Origin of the sequence: Defluviimonas sp. D31 (assembly GCF_033436765.1) — a bacterium.
In the GTDB taxonomy this organism is placed as follows: Bacteria; Pseudomonadota; Alphaproteobacteria; order Rhodobacterales; family Rhodobacteraceae; genus Albidovulum.
In genome coordinates, this window is record NZ_JAWQFN010000002.1 from 446,031 (window position 1) to 462,979 (window position 16,949).

The window sequence follows — 16,949 nt, forward strand, 5'->3', positions numbered from 1 at the left end:
TCAGGTGCCCGGCCGGCCCGGCCGGCCTGGGAGGTCGGGACCGGATTGGTGAGGCCTATTGCTCGCGGAACGCGCGGCTCATCGAGTCGACGATGGGTTTCACGAGGTATTGGAAGAAGGTCCGCTCGGCGGTCTCGATCATGATCTCTGCGGGCATACCCGGAGTCGGCGTGAAACCGTGGACGCGCTCCAGCTCCGAGGCGGGCAGGTTCACCCGCGCCAGATAGACTTCGCGCAGGTTGTTGCTGGCGTCGACCGGCAGCGAGTCCGCAGAGACATAGTAGACCTCGCCCTTGAGGACGGGCGTCGTGCGCTGGTTCAGCGAGACGAGCCGCACGGTTGCCGTCTGGCCAAGGCGCACGTCGTCGATATCGTTGCGCGGCACCTGCGCCTCGATGATGAGCGGGGCATTCTTGGGCAGGATCTCGGCGATCGCCTTGCCGCCCTCGATGACGCCGCCGGACGTGAAATAATGCATCCGCACGACGGTTCCCGAGACCGGCGCGCTGATCACCGATCGGCGCAGCACGTCCACGGCGTTGTAGGACTGCTCGCGGACGCTGTCGAGCTCGGCCTGGATCGCCTGCATCTCGTCCAGCGCGGCCTGGCGATATTCGTTGTAGGTCACGTCGATCTGCTGCTGGTACTTCTCTTTCAGGGACAGGGTTTCGGCCAGATCGGCCGAGAGCCGGCCGAGCTGGCCCTCGGCATCGATCATCGCGCGCTCGATCGAGTTGACTTCTGTCTTTCGGATCAGCCCCTGCTCCAGAAGGCCGGATTTCGCGAGGAAGTCCTCTTCGAGGAGAACGTGTTGCCGCCGGAGCGCGTCCTCGTGCGTCGCGTAGCCGATGACTCGGCTGTCCAGCGCCGAGATGTTGGTCTTGAGCAGTATGACGTCGCTTTCAAGCTTGGTGCGCGATGTCTCGAAATTGAGGCGCTGGTTGTCCATGATCTCGATGATCTCGGGATCCTGACCCTTGTCCACCAGGAAGGAGGGGAAGGTGATCCGCTCGGCGCCGTTGAATTCGGACATCAACCGCGCATTGACCGCCTCGAGCCGGGCGCGGCGCAGCATCAGCTCGCGCTGGTTGGCAAGCGCGGCGGTCTGTTCGAGATGTATCAGGGGCTGCCCCTTGACCACGGTGTCGCCTTCGGCGACGAGGATTTCCTCGATGATCCCGCCTTCTAGATGCTGGATGATCTTGTTGTGTCCCGTCGCCACGAAACTTCCCTGCGCGATCACCGCAGCCGCGAGTGGCGCGGTGAGCGCCCAGATGCCGAAGCCGCCGATCGCGACGACCATCAGGACAATTCCGATGATCGTGTGTCGGGAGACCGAGCGCGGGACGTCGGAGTACCATTCCTCGGCGTGATAATTGGGGTTTTGCGGAACAACGAGCTGGGTGCCCATGGCCGTTGGGACTCCTTATTGGCGTTTCTGCGCGATCGTGGGGGTCGCGGGCTTGGCGTTCCGGCGCGCGGAGATCGCCTGCATGACTTCCTCGCGCGTGCCGAAGAGGTTCACGCGCCCTTCGGTCAGAAGCATCACCTTGTCCACGGACTGCAGAAGCGCGGGTTTCTGCGTCACGACCACCACGGTGATGTTGTTGCGCCGCGCATGGTCCATCGCCCGCGCCAGCGCCTTGTCGCCGGCGTTGTCGAGGTTGGAGTTGGGCTCGTCGAGAACGACGAGGCGCGGGTTGCCGAAGAACGCGCGGGCAAGCGCGATCCGCTGCTTCTGGCCGCCCGAGAGCGGAGAGCCGTCGGATGCGACGACTGTCTCGTAGCCCTGCGGGAAGGTGGCGATCATGTCATGCACATCGGCGAGCACGGCGGCCTCGTAAATCTGTTCGTCCGTCGCGTCCGAGCGCATCCGCGCGATGTTGTTCTTGATCGTGCCGGGGAAGAGCTGCACATCCTGCGGCAGGTAGCCGATGCTCTCGCCGAACTGGCGCTGGTCCCAGTTTCGCAGATCCATCAGGTCGAGCCGGACGCTGCCGGAGGTGGGCAGGATCGACCCCACCAGCATCTTGCCGAGCGTGGTCTTGCCGGCGCCCGAATTGCCTATGATCGCGAGCGAGGCGCCGGGATCGAGCGAGAAGCTGATCGAGTTCAGCACGACCCGCTTGGTGCCGCCGGGAACGTAGAGCAGCCGCTCGACATCGAGCCGGCCCTCGGGATTCGGCAGAAGCAGCCGGTCGACGTTCAGCGGCGAGGACTTGAGCAGGGCGGTGATCCGGTCGAATGCGGCGCGCGAGAGGAGGAAGCTGTTCCAGCCCTCGATCGCGCCCTCGATCGGCGCCAGAGCCCGGCCGGCGATGATCGAGGCGGCGATCACCATGCCGCCGGTGATGTGGCCCTGGATCGCGAGATAGGCGCCCCAGCCGAGCATTCCGACCTGGGTCAGCAACCGCACCGCCCGCGACATCGAGGCGGTGATGACGTTGCGGTCCTGGGCACGGACCTGCGCGGAGAGCGAGGCGGCGGTGTCCTTGCCCCAGATTTCGACCGCCTCGGGGATCATGGCAAGCGCGTTGATGATCTGCGAGTTCCGCGACATCGAGTCGAGATGCTGGTTCGCCTTGCTCTGCGCGACATTCGCCTCGGCGAAGGGGCGCGAGGTCAGGCGCTGGTTGATCAGGGCGATCACCAAGAGCACCAGCGCGGTTGTCACCACGATCGCGCCGAGATGCGGATGCACGAGAAAGATTGCAAGAATGAAGAGCGGCGCGAAGGGAATGTCGAGAAACGACAGGAGCGTGCCGGACACCAGGAAGCCGCGCAATTGCTGGAGATCGCCCAGCGTCTGGTACTCGCGCCCGGTCCCGTGCAGCGAGGCGCGGGCCGCAGCCGCCAAGATCGGCGAGCCGAGCCGCACCGCGACCTCGACGGCGGTGCGCATCAGGATGAAGCGGCGAACGGCGTCGAACACGGCCTGAAGGACGACGGCGCCGACAATGACCGCCGTCAGCATGATCAGCGTGTCGACCGAGCGGCTGGTGAGCACCCTGTCGGAGATCTGGAACAGGTAGACCGGGATCGCGAGGATCAGGAGATTGGTCATGCAGGTGAACAGCATCACCGCCGCGAGATTCCGGCGGACGGCCCATTTTCCGGCCGCGAGGCTCTTGGAGAAATCGGTCGGGCCGAGGCGCTTGTGGAACCTGTTTCCGTTCTTCCCGCCACCGCCACCGGCGTAGGTCGCCGGCTGCCCGGTGCCGTTGACCGCGCTTCCCGAACGGTCGCCACCCGCCTTGCCTTCGATTGTAGCGCCGAGACCTGACCGGCGGCTCTGGAAGTTCGGGACGTGGCCCGTGCTCTCGTCGTCCTCGCCGGGACCGTTTGGAATGTCTTTCACAATCAGATCCTTCGAAAATGACGTCAGGCTAGCATCGTCTGCATGACGTCGGCCGAGCCGGAGTCATGACCCAGGCCGTGGGAGTCGGACTTATGCAAGTCGCCGTCGTCTTGCTTGTTGTCTTCGATCATGCCATCGGCCAGGAATACGACAGCCTCGCTCGCAAGTTCGGAGTCGCCCGACATCGGGTCATCGAGCGAGATCAGTTCCGCCTGATAGAGCAGGGCGTCGGAGTAATGCTCGCCCCCGACATGGACGGTTGAATCGGTTCCGTAATCCTCTATCGACGCGAGGTTGAGCAGCGCGTTCGATCCGGTTGTCACCGTCACGCCATCTTCCCCGGCCGCGGCGAGCAAGTCGCCGGCGAGCATTTCGACCTGGTCGGCGTCGCCGAGCACGTTGGTCTGCTCGATGCTCTGGGAGTTGATCAGGTTGCCGTCGATGTAGAGCACGCTGAGCATCGAGTCGCCATTGAAGGCCTCGTTCTTCAACAGCCAGCCCGGGACACCGTTGCTTCCCTCGTCGAGCATCTTGATGAAGTGCTTCTGTTTCGGGTCCAGCGGTTCGATGGTGTCGGTACCAAGTTCGTAGATCGCCGCCTCGTTCCACAGCAGGTTGCCGCCGCTTCCGACGATGCCCCCGTGGTTGTCGAGCGTGACGGCGTCGGCGTCGAGCAGAACGTTTATCTGGTTGATCATCGCCAGGTTGATCAGATGGCCGCCGACCACGATCAGGTCATACTGGAAGCCGAGTTCCTGGAGCGACACGCTGTTGGTCGCCTGGTTGCCGCCAAATATGAAGTTCGACTCCGACCCCGCGAAGGTCATCGCGGTCACGTCGTTGTCGACGACGAAGTTGAACTGCTTGATCCAGTTCACGTTGATCACGTCGCCCTCGATCCGGGTGATCGCCCAGTGCTCCGGGAACTTCGATTCGATCGGATCGACGCTTTTCTCGCTGGGCGCGGACTCGCGCAAGATGCTGGCGACGTTCCACGCGGTCGTGAGCGCGCTGTCGCCGGCCTCGTCGGCGTTCGCCGAGAAAGAGACGTGATCATCGTTCCAAACGTTGATCTGGCTGATCATGTGAAGCGAGATGCTGTCGCCGCCGACCAGCATCACCGGCGCGTAGAGCCAGCTCGCAGACAGTGCGACCTCGTTGACGAGCAGGTTGCCGCCATGCACCGCGACATGCGTCGGGCCTTCGTCCTCGTCTTCGGCCGGGCCCGTTACCGGCGTGGTTCCTTCCGCGCTCACCGCCGGGTTGTCGTCGAGGCCCTCCTCGGCGCTCGCCTCCATGCTTTCGTCGGTGCGCTCCGCTTTCGGCGGGGCGAGATAGGCGGGCATGTAATCCTGCCAGTTGGGAAGCTCGCTCACTTCCTCGCCGTTCACATGCAGTCCGGCGGCGCTTTCGCCCTTCAGGAGCGTGATCTTTGCGCCATCAACCTTGGGCGCCTCGACCTCGTCGATGAACTTGACCAGCGAATGGGCCATGTCGGAATAGCTCACCTCGCCGTCGGGCACCACGGCCGGGCCGAGGATCGACAAAGACTTGCCTGCCGCGACCAGGGTCTCCAGCGCTGCCTCAAGGACCTCCTGGCTGACGATCGGCCCCTGGAAGGAGTCCATGTTCCACTGGTCGCTGTCGTGAAGGACGTTCGACTGTTGGACCACGACAGCGACCGAACTCGGCGCCGGAATCTTGAAGATGACCTCCAGGCTGCCGGATCCGCCGCCGCCGCCGCGACCGCCGCCGCCGCTGATGCTGACGGTTTGGCTTGATCCCGCGGGCATCGGGGGCTCGTAACCCGAGGCCGGAGGCGAGAGCCGGCCCGGCTCGAAGAACCCGGGTTCGAGGTCGGCATGGGGCATCGAGGCCCCGGTTTCCGGCGCATCCTCGCCTTTGGGCTTGTAGCGGATTCTGCCGCTGAACTCGTCAGGTTCGAAGTCGTCGACGATCTTGGGATTGATGACAGGGAGGTCTCCGGGGCCGTCATGCAGGCTCTTCAGGGCCCGGAAATCGTCGTACTCGGCCCGGAGCCGGGCTTCCTCAACGCTCAAATGAAACAAACCAATGAAATGAGAAATGATTTCGGTCGCATTGTCTGAATAGCGCATCGTCCTGGACCTCGTCTGGCGTGGTTTCCGGTCGTCGCGTTGACCTAATGTCGTGGGGCGGGCCTGCGCGGCGTAATCCGCGCAGGCCCAGGTCTGTCACACGGACGGGTCAGCCGACGTCGTCGTCGCCGATGAACGTCGAGGACAGGTTGCCACCGACCACGGTCATGTCGATCGAGTTACCCATGATGTTGGCGCCCTGGACGATGTCCATGTTGAACGCCGCGGTGTCGATGGTGGCATCGGCCGAGGCGGCCGAGGTTCCGTTGACGTAACCGTCGTCACCGTTGTTGGAACCCCACATGCCGGCATTCGCGGCGCCGCCATTGCCATTCGTGGCATAGCCGCCCATGCCGCCGTCGCCGCCATTGGCCACGGAATTGCCGACCGTCGCGGTGCCGCCACCGCCGCCGCCGCCGCCGGAGCCTTCTGCCTCTCCGTAAGCCGCCCCGAGGCCGCCTGCGAAGCCGCCCATGCCACCGTCGGCATCCGCTGCGCTCCAAGCCTCGGCCAGACCATCGGCGATCCCGCCGTCTCCGCCTTCGCCTTCGCCGTTACCGGCGCCGAGGCCAGCGCCCGAGCCGTCGCCCGCGTTGCCGCCGTCGCCGTCGGCAAACCCGAGACCGAGACCGGCGCCATCGGAGCTACCACCGTCGCCGGCTTCGCCGCTGCCCGCGCCAAGGCCCATGCCGAGCCCGTTCGCATCGCCGGTATCGCCGGACGCGCCGTCGCCGCTGCCGAGGCCCATGCCGAGCCCGTTAGCATCACCGGAATCGCCGGACGCGCCGTCGCCGCTGCCAAGGCCCATGCCGAGCCCGTTTGCATCACCGGAATCGCCGCCCGTGCCCGTTCCGGTACCCATTCCGGCGCCAAGGCCCGCGCCGTCACCGGCATCGCCGCCTTCACCGACACCCTCGGCTTCGGCGTCTTCGACCTCGCCTTCGCCGCCGGAGGCTTCGATCTCGCCTTCGCCGTCGCCGGCACCGCCGTCACCGCCGGTTCCGGTGCCCTGACCGGCACCGAGGCCCAGTCCGGCCGCGTCGCCACCCTCGGTGTTGCCGCCGAGACCGCCGCCGAGCCCGGCACCAAGGCCGGCCGCATTGCTGTCACCGGTATCGCCGCCTTCGCCGCCGCCAAGGCCGACACCAAGACCAGCTGCATTGCTGTCGCCGGTATCGCCGCCTTCGCCGCCGCCAAGGCCGAGACCCAGGCCGGTCGCATCGCCGCCGCTCGCATCGCCGCCTTCACCTTCGGCCACGACGGAGTTGTCGGCATCGCCGGTACCACCGTCACCACCGAGACCCGCGCCGAAGCCAAGACCAACGCCGAGGCCGGTACCGGCCGCGCCGTTCGCGTCACCGCCTTCGGCTTCGGCTTCGACGTCGTTGTTGGCATTCGCGTTGCCGCCGTCAGCCTGGCCGCCAGCGCCTGCAGCGAAGGAGGCGTTGCTGCCTTCGCCTTCACCGCCGTTGCCACCATTGGACTCGGCTTCACCGCCGGCCGAGAAGGCGTGGCCGCCTCCAGCGCCGTCGGCCTGCGCATTGCCGCCGCCCGCGCCGCCTTGCGGTTCGGTGCTGATGCCGTCACCAGACGAGGCGTAGCCGCCAAGCGCCATGCCGCCGGCATAGAACTCGCCTTCGTTCGAGACCTCGGCGTTGTCGAGTTCGTCGTTGTCGGTCATGTTATTCGACTGAACGAAGACGTTGGCAGAGTCATTGCCCGGGCCGCCGAGCGCACCGTTGAGGAAATGGTGGAGGGAGATGTCGCCATTGAAGGCGGCGACATCGTCGATCTCGACGGTCCCACCTTCGTTCGAGTCGGCGGAGATGTCGATCACGTCGTCATCGCTCTGTTCCCAGTCGATGGCGATATCGACGTTGTTGTCGATATCGGTCATGACGTCGGTGTCGTTCGTTGCGGCGTTGCTGGCGTAGTTGTCGCTTTTGGCTTCAGCCTCGGCGCTGTTCTGCGCGCCGGCTTCCGCAGCGGATTCTGCCTCGGCCTGGCCTTCGTTCGAAGCCTCGGCCTCGCCTTCGCCTTCTTCCTCGCCGCCTTCGGCGACGGCTTCGACCTCACCTTCGACCTCACCCTCGGCCGAGGTTTCGGCCTGCGCGTCGGCCATGTTCTCGTTTTCCGCGTCGGCCCTGGAGTCGAGATAGGATTCGTTCTCGGACTCGGAATCGACCGAGTTGTCGACGTTGTTTTCAAGCTCGAAGCCGAAAGGCCACCAGTTTCTGTTGCTCATGGCTGTATCTCCGGTTGGTGTCCGGATCACCGCCGTTCATCTATCAAGCGGTATGGTCCGGCACGGGTTCTGCTTTGGATTTTGCTCACAGGGGAACGCCACGACCGATGGTCTCGAGTTCTCCTTTCCACAATGGTCGGCTCAAATAACGTTCCTGCGAAAGATCGACCCCGGTAAGACGTTTGCCTTCCCGGGACCGGCATGCATCGGCGAAAAGTGCCGAATAATGCCCGATAATGGTCACGCGAAAACCACTTTTGGGGTAGCTGGCAAATCGGTCTAGCGGTGCCGGGATTGACGGAATGGGCGCGTTTCTAACGACTTGCGGAGCCGAGTGCGGTACCCGTCATGCAACCGGAGGTATCGAATCACCGCGCGGCCTAATGCTTGTGACGCCTGACGGTCAGGGGGGCGGTGCTGCGCAGCCCTATTGTACTATCCGGCCGAAGAGCAAAGATCGCGGCAGCCGGCAGGTACGGCCTGTAATGCGTTGAGATAAAAGGAGACGCCCAGCAGTGTGGACATATATCCTTGGAGCCAGACACATATAACGATGGTTAAGGTTTAATTCTGACCGCCAAGCGCGTATAGTCGAAACCGTTGTCAAAGATTTCCTGTGTATTTTTTGTCTGCGGATAATGTTTGCAGTATCGAGGGTATTGGTAACGTTGGGTATTTGCCCTACCGGTTGTCGTTCGTAGGGGGACAAATATGTTGATTGATCGATTTGATGCAGTCGTTTCCGGAAACGTGGAACGGGACCTTCCTAAGTCGGGCAGTGAAGCAATAACCGAACTTGCTTTTATCGGTAGCAGGCACAGCTTTTCGGAGTGTCTGGTCCGGGCGACATCGGCGGAGATTGGCGATATCGGGCTGGAGCGTTTCGAGACGCTGGCCGATTTTCTTGCGCTGCCTGCGTCTCGCAAGGCAGCGGTTTGCCTGGTCATCCTGGACGAGGCCACGATCTCCCAAGCTATCGAGGCACCTCTCAGGGAACGCGGCGCTTTTGGCGCGGCGGTCGTTGCGGTGGCCTATCGTTCCGAGGAGAACGCGCGGCACATGATCGAAACGGCGTCCAGCTTCGACTGGATCGAAAGCTATCTGCCGGTCGACATCCGGTTCGACCTCTGGATATCGGTGCTCCGGCTCCTTTTGAGCGGTGGCCGCTACATCCCCGCCGAGTTGCTGCGCTCCGAGGAGACGGCGGAACCGGTGGCGAATGGCCGGCCCGGCGCCGCGTCCGAAGCCGGTCTGACGCCGCGCGAGAAACAGGTGCTCACGCTTCTGGCCAAGGGGCTTCCCAACAAGCTGATCGCCTCCAGGCTCGATCTGTCGCAGCATACGATCAAGCTGCACATTCACCATGTGATCACCAAACTCGGGGTGCAGAACCGAACGGAGGCGGTCGCCAGGTATTTCGGTCAGCGCTGATGGCGGGGCCGCGCCAGACCGGTGCGCCGGGGCGGGAATCCGGCGCGCTCCACCTCGACGAGATCCTGCTCAGGGTCGGCAAGCTCAACTATACCTGGTCAAACACCGAGAGCCTTCTCATCCACCTCATCGCGGGGCTCGCGCGGGTCGACAAGGATACGGCGCTGATCATCTTCCTCACGCTCAACACGACGCGCGCGCGGCTTGATCTCGTCGGGCGGCTGGCCAAGATGGAGCGTACTCCGGTGGCTGAACGCAACGACGTGCTCGACGTGACCGAGCGGTTTTCCCGGATCTCGGCACTGCGCAACAAGTACAATCACTGCATCTATTCCTTCGATGCGAACGGCGGTTCGCCCAAGACCATCCTGATGCGGATTTCGGATCGCAAGGATGCGATCCGGTACGGCAAGACCGATCCGATCAACAGCGCGGAGCTGGAGACGATCGATGCCGCGATCGAGACGATCGCTGATCTCAACCGCGAGATATGGCGCCTTGCGCAGCGGCATGGCTATCCGATCTGACCCGGCTTCGGCGCGGCGGCACTTCCATCGAAACCCCGGAGCCCCGGCCGGTAACCCGGCGGTCGTACGGCCACAGCCCGTGCGGTATCGATAGCCTCTCAAGGGTGTTCAGGGCACGTGCAGAGTCCTTGCCGCCGGTTGCCGGAACGTCGCCATCGCGGCGCCCGGCGGTGACGCGTGGCGTCTGCGGAGCGCCGGAGTGGACAAACCAAGGCGCTTGATATTTATTCCTTTTCAGGCAGCTGCGCCTCGTGTGCCGCGGTCGCGCGAACAACTTCCGGAGGAGTGATGGGCCCCGACCTTCACGAACTTGCGCCGCACCACCTTCCCCCATTCATCACGCCGCCGGGGAGTTCGGATTTCCTCTTCAACGTCATCGTGATCTCCTTGGTGGTGATCGTGCTTTTCGTCGGCAACTTTTACTTCAAGCTGCACTCGTTGCCCGAAAAAATGGCTGAACACGCCAACAGCACGCAGCTTCAGCTGATCGGGGTCATGGCTCTCTTGGCGCTCTTCACGCACAACCACATCTTCTGGGTCGGAGCCCTGCTGCTGGCGGCCGTCCAGTTGCCGAACTTCTCAGAACCGCTCAATTCGATCGCGGAGTCCTTGCGCGAACTCTCGAAGGGTACGGCCAGAGGCGGCACGGAGGCCGCGGCGCCTGCCGGGCGGCCCGCGCCCGACATGCCGGACACCGGCACCGCTGCGACCGAACAGGCCTGAGGAGAGATCGGTATGCTCGAGTTTCTGCTCTGTTCGCTCGTCACGATCGTTCCCGACTACCTCTATCGCAGCCGCGTTCAGGGCAAGAGGTGGGGCAGGGAACTTACGCTCTTCTCGGTCTGGTACGAGCTGCGCCTGGGGATCACGGCCTGTGCATTTCTGACCGTGTCCCTCCTGACGATGATCTTCTACTACCACCCGACGACGACGAAAGCCGTGTCCTTCTTCCGCACGGTGACGATCCTGCCCGAGACCGCCGGCAGGGTTGCCGAAGTCTATGTCGAGAACCTGCAGGACGTCGAGGCGGGCGAACCCCTGTTCCGCCTGGACGATGAACTCGCGCGCGCATCCTACGAAACAGCGAAGGCGCAGGTGGCCGAGATCGACGCGGAGATGGTAATGGCCGAGTCCGAGCTTGCCGCCGCCGAGGGATCGGTTGCGCAAGCGCAGAGCGCGCTCACGCAAGCCACGGACGAACTGAGTCGCAATCTGGAGTTGCAGGCGCGCAACTCCTCGGTCGTGAGCGAACGCGAGATCGAGCGCCAGCAGAACGTCGTGTCCGGCCGAGAGGCGGCCCTGTCGGTCGCGCAGTCCAGCCGTGCGTCGGTTGAGACCAAGATTTCGACGCTACTGCCGGCGAAGAAGGCAACCGCGCAATCGTCGCTGGAGCAGGCGCAGGTGACGCTCGACAAGCTGGTGGTGACTGCGGGTGTGGCCGGGACCGTGGAGCAGTTCAACCTTCACGCGGGCGACTATGTCAGTGCCGTTCTGCGGCCGGCCGGGATCCTCGTGCCGAAGGATTCGGGTACGGGCCGGTTCCAGGCAGGCTTCGATCAAGTCGCGGCGCAGGTGATCAAGCCGGGTATGGTCGGTGAGATCCTGTGCTTTTCCAAGCCCTTCACGATCATCCCGGCCGTCGTGACCTCGGTGCAGGATGTCATCGCGGCGGGCCAGTTCCGGCCATCGGACCGGCTCGTGGACGCTTCGGATGTCGCGCAGCCCGGAAACCTGACGGTCGCCCTGGAGCCGCTCTATCCGGGAAGCGCCGACGACGTGCCGCCGGGCAGCAAGTGCATCGTCAATGCCTACACGAGCTTCCAGGACCGGCTGGACGAGGGCGGTCTCGGTTTCGGGACATGGGTTTTCTACCACGCGGTCGACGCGACGGCGGTTGTGCACGCAGCGGTTCTCCGGATTCAGGCGCTGATCCTGCCGGTACAGACACTGGTGTTCTCCGGTCACTGACAAGGCCGCGCCGGTCGCGCGAAGGGATCGGCAAGGCCTTGTGAGGGCCGGCACCATGATTGGCGCAAGAGGGCTGGCTGGTTGGCCGGTTTCAGGACGTGGCCGAATTCAGACCGACAAAGGCGCTGAGGAACCGTCATCCTGAGGAGGATCTGAGGCTGCGCCGGTCTTCCGCCAATCGTGCCGATGCCGTCGGCTGCCGGTCGTGTCCTTTACTGGCCGCCCTTGGCTGTTCGGGCCTCTGGCAGTGCAATCCGCGCGACCTGCTCGGCAATCGGATCGACCGCGAGGGGATGGGTCTCACCGGTATGGGCAGCCGGGTCGCCGATATCCTGCCAGCGCCCGTTCTTGTAGATCTCGAGTGCGCTGAAGCCGGCCTTGTAGCCCATCTTGCGGCTGCCGGGGACCCAGTAGCCGAGATAGACGTAAGGCAGCGCCGAGCGCCGGGCGAGTTCGACATGGTCGAGAATGATATAGGTGCCGAGGCTGTCGCCCGCCCGGTCCGGGTCGTAGAAGCTGTAGACCATGGACAGGCCGTCATCGAGCACGTCCGTCAGGCAAACCGCGGTGAGCTTGCGCCGGCCGCCCGGTTCGTCGGGCATTGCGGAATACTCCACGACACGGCTGCGGACCGGGGTTTCCTCGATCATCGCGGCGAATTCGAAGATGTCCATGTCGGCCATGCCGCCGTCGGCGTGGCGGCTGTCGAGATAGCGGCGGAAGAGGGCGTACTGATCCTCGGATGCCCAGGGGCTGGTCGCGTCGCGTTTTAGATGCGCGTTGCGGCGCAGCGTCCGGCGCTGGCTCTTGCTGGGCTGGAAATCCGCGACCCGGATCCGCGCCGAGAGGCAGGCCGTGCATTCGGCGCAGGATGGCCGATAGAGTACGTTCTGCGACCGCCGGAAGCCCTGTTTCGAAAGTGCGTCGTTCAGTCTCTCGGCATTGTCGCCTTGCAGCGCGGTGAACAGTTTCCGCTCGGACCGTCCCCCGAGGTAGGGGCAGGGTTGGGGTGCCGTCACGTAGAATTGGGGCGCGATGGGCAGCGTATGGCGCATTATCGACCCCCGCCGACGCGGGTTTGCAAGATTGCTTGACGTCAGGAAAGTAACAAGGACCGGCTTTTCCGCCAAGCCCCGAGTTCCACCTTGCCGCATGTATTCACAAGGAAGGGCGGCCCGGATTGCTCCGGGCCGCCCTCCACTTGACGCCATTGGGCTCAGTAGCGCCCGGTTTTCGGACCTTCTGCGCCGCTGCCGGACTCGCCGGCCTGGTCGCCGCCAACATCGTCGCGGGCGGTGCGGGCGCGCTCGTCGAGATACTGGTCGAACTCGGCCTTGTCCTTGCTCTCGCGCAGGCGCTTGAGGAAGGTCTCGAATTCCTCCTGCTCGCGTTCGAGCCGGTCGAGCGTATCGGCCTTGTAGGCGTCGAAGGCGGTATTGCCGGAGGAGCGGAAACCGTGCCGGCGGCACAGGCTGCGGGCCATGTGGGAATGGGCGTCGTCGCGGCTCCTGCCGCAGGCCTTGGAAAACATGCGCTTGCTCCAGATCATGTAAGCGAGAAGGGCGAGGCCGATTGGCCAGAAGAAGATGAAGCCGAGCACCATGGCGGCGATCCAGGCGCCCTTGCCGCGCTCGTCGAGCCAGGCTTCGGCCCGTCCGGGCCAGGCGGCGATGGTGGTCATAGGGTCCTCCGTCGGGTTATGTGAATTCGCTTCACATTTATCTAGATCGGAACCCGGCGGGTTCGCGTCAAGAGGTCATGTAAAAGAAATTCACATTGCTCCAGCCCGAGGCGCCGCCGGGAACCATGCGGACAGCGGTGACGGTACGGACGATCCCCGCGACATTGGAGCGCAGCCCATTGGCCCCGCCCGCGAGAGCCGGTATGCTCCGCGCCATGATCGTCGAGCTTGGCCATTTCACCCTTATACTCGCACTGATGCTGGCGGCCGTTCAGTCAGTGATTCCGCTCGTCGGGGCGCATAAGGACTGGCGCGGCTGGATGGCGCTCGCGGGGCCGGCCGCTACGGCGCAGTTCCTCTGCATCGCGATCTCGTTCGCGGCGCTGACCTGGGCTTTCGTGAGCTCGGATTTCTCGCTGAAGCTCGTCGTCGAGAACTCGCACACGCTGAAGCCGATGATCTACAAGGTGTCGGGCGTCTGGGGCAACCACGAGGGCTCCATGCTGCTCTGGGTGCTGATCCTGTCTGGCTTCGGCGCCACGGCCGCCTGGTTCGGCGGCGCGCTACCCGAGCGTCTGAAAGCACGGGTCCTGAGTGTCCAGGCGATGATCGGCGTGGCCTTCCTCGCCTTCATCATCTTCACCTCTAACCCGTTCCTGAGGTTGGCCGAGCCGCCGTTCGACGGGCAGGATCTCAACCCGCTCCTGCAGGATCCGGGTTTGGCCTTCCATCCGCCGTTCCTCTACCTCGGCTACGTCGGGCTCTCGATGGCCTTCTCCTTCGCCGTCGCGGCGCTGATCGAGGGCCGGGTCGATGCCGCCTGGGCGCGCTGGGTCCGGCCCTGGACGCTCGCGGCCTGGATGTTCCTGACCATCGGCATCGCGCTCGGCTCCTGGTGGGCTTATTACGAACTCGGCTGGGGCGGGTTCTGGTTCTGGGATCCGGTCGAGAACGCGTCCTTCATGCCCTGGCTCATCGCCGCGGCGCTCCTGCATTCCGCGATCGTGGTCGAGAAGCGCGAGGCGTTGAAGGCCTGGACTATTCTCCTCGCGATCCTCGCCTTCGGCTTCTCCCTCATCGGCACGTTCATCGTCCGCTCGGGCATCATCACGAGCGTGCATGCCTTCGCCAACGACCCCGAGCGCGGGATCTTCATCCTCGCGATCCTCGCCGTCTTCATCGGCGGTGCGCTCACGCTCTATGCTGCTCGGGCGGGCGCGATGGAGGCCAAGGGCGTCTTCGCGATGGTCAGCCGGGAATCGGCGCTGGTGATCAACAACGTGCTTCTCGCCGTCGCGGCCTTCGTGGTCTTCGTCGGCACGCTCTGGCCGCTGATCGCGGAGCTTGCCTTCGACCGCAAGCTGTCGGTCGGCGCGCCGTTCTTCAATCAGGCCTTCACGCCGTTCATGGTTGTGCTCGCGATCCTCTTGCCCATCGGGGCGATCATGCCGTGGAAGCGGGCCCGGCTCGGCCGGTCGATGCGGCCGCTCTACCCGGCGCTCGCGCTGGCCGTAGCCGTTGGCGCACTTGCCTTCGCGGTCCAGACCGAGCGCACGGCGCTTGCGCCGGTGGGGGCGGCACTCGGTGTCTGGCTGGTCGCCGGGGCGGCGGTGGAGCTCTGGCAGCGGGCGGGTCACCGGGCGGCGCGGCTTGGCCGGCTGCCGCGCGCCGACTGGGGCAAGGCCGCGGCGCATTCCGGGCTCGGCATCGTCTTCATCGGTATCGCCTGCCTGATGGCCTGGGATGTCGAGGACATCCGCGTGGCCAAGGTCGGGGAGAGCTTCGCCGTCGGCGGCTTCGACATCGTTCTCGACGGCGTCGAAAAGGTCGAGGGGCCGAACTACCTTTCGACCATGGCGACGATGGTCGTGACGCGGGAGGGGCGGCCGGTCACGGTGCTCCACCCCGAGAAGCGGGTCTATCCGGTCGCGGCGATGCCGACCACCGAAGCGGCGATTTCCAACGGCGTCTGGCGCGACATCTACCTCGTGATCGGCGACGAGCAGGCAGACGGGGGCTGGGCCGTGCGGACTTATATCAAGCCCTTCGCGAACTGGATCTGGGGCGGGGCGATCCTGATGGCGTTTGGCGGCATCCTGAGCCTCAGCGACCGCCGCTACCGGGTCGCCGCCGGCGCCCGCAGGATGCGCGGCGGCGCCGCCGCGCCGGCGGAGTAAGGCAATGCGCCGGTTCCTGCTGCTCCTCGCTCTGCTTGCCACGCCGGTCTACGCGGTCCAGCCCGACGAGATCCTCGACGACCCCGCGCTCGAAGCGCGGGCGCGCGACCTCAGCCAGGGCCTGCGCTGCCTCGTCTGTCGCAACGAGAACATCGACGAGTCGAATGCGGGGCTCGCGCGCGACCTCCGGCTTCTGGTGCGCGAGCGTCTTGCCGCCGGAGACAGCGACGACGAGGTCATCGCCTATCTGGTCGACCGTTACGGCGAATATGTGCTCCTGAAGCCCACCGCGTCGGGCGAGAACCTGATCCTCTGGATCGCCGGGCCGGCGATGCTGCTCGTCGCGCTCGGCACCGCCGTGGTCTATCTGCGCCGCCGCAAGCCCGTGGCAGAGGCGGCGGCGGATCCGCTCAGCGAGGCCGAGCAGAAGCGACTCAAGGAAATCCTCGACAAGTGACGCACCGTCGCGCTTTGCGCGGCGCGGCGGTCGGTTATGCTGCGGGCTGTTGCGGCGGCAGGAGCAGGGCGATGGGCTATCAGACGATCCGGTACACCGAGGTGGACTGCATCGCCGTTGTCACGCTCGACCGGCCTGCGGTGATGAACGCGCTCAACACGACGATGCGGGCCGAGATCACCGATGCGGTTGGCCGTGCGGCGCAGAGCGCGCGGGTGATCGTGCTGACCGGCGCGGGCCGGGCCTTCTGTTCGGGCCAGGATCTGGGCGACCGGGCATCGGGCAGTGACTTAGACCTCGAGCGGACGCTGGCCCAGGAATACGAGCCGATGCTGCGCGCGATCCTCGCCGCGCGGGTGCCGGTGATCGCGGCGGTGAACGGCGCCGCGGCGGGGGCGGGGGCCAATCTCGCGCTCGCGGCCGACGTGGTGATCGCCGCGGAAAGCGCGAGCTTCATCCAGGCCTTCACCCGGATCGGGCTCATTCCCGATGCGGGTGGCACCTTCGCGCTGCCGCGCTGCGTCGGGATGGCGCGGGCGATGGGGGCGGCGCTCTTCGCGGAAAAGGTGACGGCTCGGCAGGCGGCCGACTGGGGCATGATCTGGGAGGCGGTCCCCGACGATGCGTTCGAGGCGCGTTGGAAGGCCCGGGCCGCGGCGCTGGCGGCCGGGCCGACCGCGGCCTACGTGCGGGTGAAGCAGGCGCTCAGGGCAAGCCTCGGCAACGATCTCGACGCCCAGCTCGCGCTCGAGGCGCGGCTTCAGGGCGAATGCGGACGGACGGCGGATTTCGCCGAGGGTGTCGCGGCCTTCCTCGAAAAGCGCCCGGCGCGGTTTCAAGGGCGCTGATCCCCGGCGCCCGATTTTCGGTGTGGCGCGGGTGCGGAGCGCGTGCCGGCCGCCGGCGGGGATATTTTCGGCAAGGCGAATGGGCGGGCGCGATCCGACCTTGACCCGGCGCGTTCGGGGGCCGAGAGTTGATCCATCAG

Annotated in this window: 13 protein-coding genes; 7 read left to right on the top strand and 6 right to left on the bottom strand. The window is 65.2% G+C overall.

Annotated features, from left to right (window positions below):
• Positions 1–55 precede the first annotated feature (55 nt).
• The 4 genes from R5H32_RS06010 to R5H32_RS06025 form a co-directional block, all read right to left on the bottom strand.
• Entirely contained in the window at positions 56–1,411 is a 1,356-nt protein-coding gene (locus tag R5H32_RS06010; protein WP_318337769.1) for an HlyD family type I secretion periplasmic adaptor subunit, read from the bottom strand.
• A gap of 15 nt (positions 1,412–1,426) precedes the next feature.
• The gene (locus R5H32_RS06015) at positions 1,427–3,358 is read right to left on the bottom strand and encodes a type I secretion system permease/ATPase (protein WP_318337770.1); all 1,932 of its coding nucleotides are present in this window, start codon (positions 3,356–3,358) and stop codon (positions 1,427–1,429) included.
• Positions 3,359–3,381: 23 nt separating this feature from the next.
• Entirely contained in the window at positions 3,382–5,418 is a 2,037-nt protein-coding gene (locus R5H32_RS06020) for a hypothetical protein (RefSeq protein WP_318337771.1), read from the bottom strand.
• A 166-nt stretch (positions 5,419–5,584) separates the two neighbouring features.
• Positions 5,585–7,597 (bottom strand): hypothetical protein, encoded by a 2,013-nt coding sequence (locus R5H32_RS06025; RefSeq protein ID WP_318337772.1) that lies wholly within the window; start codon positions 7,595–7,597, stop codon positions 5,585–5,587.
• An 834-nt stretch (positions 7,598–8,431) separates the two neighbouring features.
• Between R5H32_RS06025 and R5H32_RS06030 the strand changes: the two genes are divergently transcribed.
• The 4 genes from R5H32_RS06030 (at position 8,432) to R5H32_RS06045 (ending at position 11,646) form a co-directional block, all read left to right on the top strand.
• Positions 8,432–9,151, top strand: a complete 720-nt coding sequence (locus R5H32_RS06030; RefSeq protein WP_318337773.1) for a response regulator transcription factor — start codon at positions 8,432–8,434, stop codon at positions 9,149–9,151.
• Positions 9,151–9,678, top strand: a complete 528-nt coding sequence (locus R5H32_RS06035) for a hypothetical protein (protein WP_318337774.1) — start codon at positions 9,151–9,153, stop codon at positions 9,676–9,678. The genes R5H32_RS06030 and R5H32_RS06035 overlap by 1 nt, the downstream gene beginning before the upstream one ends.
• Before the next feature lie 288 nt (positions 9,679–9,966).
• The gene (locus R5H32_RS06040; protein WP_318337775.1) at positions 9,967–10,401 is read left to right on the top strand and encodes a hypothetical protein; all 435 of its coding nucleotides are present in this window, start codon (positions 9,967–9,969) and stop codon (positions 10,399–10,401) included.
• A gap of 12 nt (positions 10,402–10,413) precedes the next feature.
• The gene (locus tag R5H32_RS06045) at positions 10,414–11,646 is read left to right on the top strand and encodes an HlyD family secretion protein (RefSeq protein WP_318337776.1); all 1,233 of its coding nucleotides are present in this window, start codon (positions 10,414–10,416) and stop codon (positions 11,644–11,646) included.
• A gap of 212 nt (positions 11,647–11,858) precedes the next feature.
• On the opposite strand, the gene R5H32_RS06050 is transcribed toward R5H32_RS06045, so the two are convergent.
• Together R5H32_RS06050 and R5H32_RS06055 are read right to left on the bottom strand one after the other, a co-directional pair.
• Complete coding sequence (locus R5H32_RS06050; protein ID WP_318337777.1) at positions 11,859–12,701, bottom strand: arginyltransferase; 843 nt, start codon at positions 12,699–12,701, stop codon at positions 11,859–11,861.
• Between the two features lie 161 nt (positions 12,702–12,862).
• Positions 12,863–13,327: a DUF2852 domain-containing protein gene (locus R5H32_RS06055; RefSeq protein ID WP_318337778.1), complete on the bottom strand. Its 465-nt coding sequence runs from the start codon at positions 13,325–13,327 to the stop codon at positions 12,863–12,865.
• Between the two features lie 215 nt (positions 13,328–13,542).
• On the opposite strand from R5H32_RS06055, the gene R5H32_RS06060 reads away from it, so the two are divergent.
• The 3 genes from R5H32_RS06060 (at position 13,543) to R5H32_RS06070 (ending at position 16,809) form a co-directional block, all read left to right on the top strand.
• Entirely contained in the window at positions 13,543–15,504 is a 1,962-nt protein-coding gene (locus R5H32_RS06060) for a heme lyase CcmF/NrfE family subunit (protein ID WP_318337865.1), read from the top strand.
• A 4-nt stretch (positions 15,505–15,508) separates the two neighbouring features.
• Positions 15,509–15,961: a cytochrome c-type biogenesis protein gene (locus R5H32_RS06065; protein WP_318337779.1), complete on the top strand. Its 453-nt coding sequence runs from the start codon at positions 15,509–15,511 to the stop codon at positions 15,959–15,961.
• 71 nt (positions 15,962–16,032) lie between these two features.
• A complete protein-coding gene (locus tag R5H32_RS06070) occupies positions 16,033–16,809 on the top strand; it encodes an enoyl-CoA hydratase-related protein (protein WP_318337780.1) in 777 nt (258 codons plus the stop codon).
• Positions 16,810–16,949 lie beyond the last annotated feature (140 nt).

Excerpts from the sequence above, each read along its gene's own strand:
- R5H32_RS06035 (WP_318337774.1), top strand. The coding sequence starts at position 9,151 with ATGGCGGGGCCGCGCCAGACCGGTGCGCCGGGGCGGGAATCCGGCGCG.
- R5H32_RS06065 (WP_318337779.1), top strand. The coding sequence starts at position 15,509 with ATGCGCCGGTTCCTGCTGCTCCTCGCTCTGCTTGCCACGCCGGTCTAC.
- R5H32_RS06045 (WP_318337776.1), top strand. The coding sequence starts at position 10,414 with ATGCTCGAGTTTCTGCTCTGTTCGCTCGTCACGATCGTTCCCGACTAC.
- R5H32_RS06040 (WP_318337775.1), top strand. The coding sequence starts at position 9,967 with ATGGGCCCCGACCTTCACGAACTTGCGCCGCACCACCTTCCCCCATTC.
- R5H32_RS06050 (WP_318337777.1), bottom strand. The coding sequence starts at position 12,701 with ATGCGCCATACGCTGCCCATCGCGCCCCAATTCTACGTGACGGCACCC.
- R5H32_RS06025 (WP_318337772.1), bottom strand. The coding sequence starts at position 7,597 with ATGGCCGACGCGCAGGCCGAAACCTCGGCCGAGGGTGAGGTCGAAGGT.
- R5H32_RS06030 (WP_318337773.1), top strand. The coding sequence starts at position 8,432 with ATGTTGATTGATCGATTTGATGCAGTCGTTTCCGGAAACGTGGAACGG.
- R5H32_RS06055 (WP_318337778.1), bottom strand. The coding sequence starts at position 13,327 with ATGACCACCATCGCCGCCTGGCCCGGACGGGCCGAAGCCTGGCTCGAC.
- R5H32_RS06010 (WP_318337769.1), bottom strand. The coding sequence starts at position 1,411 with ATGGGCACCCAGCTCGTTGTTCCGCAAAACCCCAATTATCACGCCGAG.
- R5H32_RS06060 (WP_318337865.1), top strand. The coding sequence starts at position 13,543 with ATGATCGTCGAGCTTGGCCATTTCACCCTTATACTCGCACTGATGCTG.
- R5H32_RS06070 (WP_318337780.1), top strand. The coding sequence starts at position 16,033 with ATGGGCTATCAGACGATCCGGTACACCGAGGTGGACTGCATCGCCGTT.